Here is a 1,589-nt window from a genome sequence, read left to right on the forward strand (position 1 = left end):
AAAATTTTAAACACCTCCATTATATTAAAATACTATTTTAATAGTTTTATATCTAGAACAAAATAATTTATAGTTATAAAGTTTCCTTCTTTCAATATTTATTTTATCTACTCCAATTACTTTAGATAAATCTATTTAATATATTAAACTAATTTAGTATTTTATACTTAGTTGAAAATCATTAGTATAATTTAGTTTATAAAATTATTTATATTTTTAACTTTATATTTAGATATATAATCTTGACAAATTTTTTTTAACTCTTCAACTTCATATAAAGAGAATCCTTTGCTAACAAGAATATCAAAATCATACTTTTCCAAATCAGATATAAATTCTTTATTTTCACAAACCATTGTATTTTTAAATTTTCTATGCTTAGAATATATTTTTGAAAGCTTTTCGCCCTTTAATAGTTGAGTTTTTATTTCCCAATTAATTTCTAATCTTTGAAATTTTTTAAACTTTATTTCTAATTCTAGCTTTAAGGAGTCTTCTACAGATAAATGTTCTATCACAGATTCACTTAAATCCTGAACAAACTTATTCCCTTTCCTTTTTAATATCTCTACTAGTTCTTTAAATTTAGCTTCATATAAATATTTTTCAATTTGAATTAAATAATTAAATTTTAAATATGATATCGAAATAATTTTTTCACTTTCTTTTATAACTTCTCTCAATTCATTATTTTCTTTATAGTATTTTTTCAGTTGATTTTCTATCTCTTGCCAATTTGTTTCTTGTTTCTTTTCATTATCTTTTTTTATAAATAAGCTATTTTTACATTTTAAAAAACCATCTTTTTTTCTAATTTCATCTCTTAATTTCTCTATTTCTATTTCTAACAATTCTTTTTCTATTCTTAATGCAGATTTTTTTTTAGATTTAAATAATTTTTCTAACATAACTCCCCCACTTTTATACTTTTAATGTGTTTCTCTCATATCTACTATGTGAATAGTCTTACATTTTTTATCATTATGAGTATAACTTTCCCTTTATTTCTTTAGTTTTTAAATTATAGAACTCTCTAAGTGGAATAAAATCTTTATATGTCCATATTCCTATAAAAGTCGGTTCTATCTCTAAAAGAATTTCATTTTCTAAAAAAGAATAGATTTCATATGAGGTTCTATAATATTGCTTAAATAAATTTATAAATTTTTTATTTTCTAAGGATTTTCCAATATTTTTAGCAATTCCTTCAATTTGAATATTATCTATACATATTTCTATGCAAAATAAAGTGATTCTTTAAGTATTATATGCTCTCTTTTTTTTTCAGTACTTCTACATCCTAATATTATCGTTAATATAAATAGTATTATTGTTTTTTTTATCATTCTCTCCTCACTTATGATTATTAAAATCCCAGAGTTTAAACTCTGGGATATATTGTTTATCCAACTAATTTACTCTTTTTATATTTTTTTATTTATAGCTCATCTAAAAATTATAGTGTTAAGTAGCTTTTATTAAATCTATGTTTAATTAAAATTTAGTTATCTACTTTTCAATATTATTTCTTAAATTTATACGTCAACTATTAAAATACTATTTTAATATTTTTAGATAAATAATATACT

1 protein-coding gene is annotated in these 1,589 nt (G+C 19.9%); it reads right to left on the minus strand.

The annotated features are described in order from the left end of the window. Positions 1 to 191 precede the first annotated feature (191 nt). On the minus strand, positions 192 to 908 hold the full coding sequence (locus ACRCYC_RS06465) for a hypothetical protein (protein ID WP_438618301.1): 717 nt from the start codon (positions 906 to 908) through the stop codon (positions 192 to 194). Positions 909 to 1,589: the final 681 nt, after the last annotated feature.

Source organism: Paraclostridium sp. (genome assembly GCF_051657365.1).
Taxonomy (GTDB): domain Bacteria; phylum Bacillota; class Clostridia; order Peptostreptococcales; family Peptostreptococcaceae; genus Paraclostridium.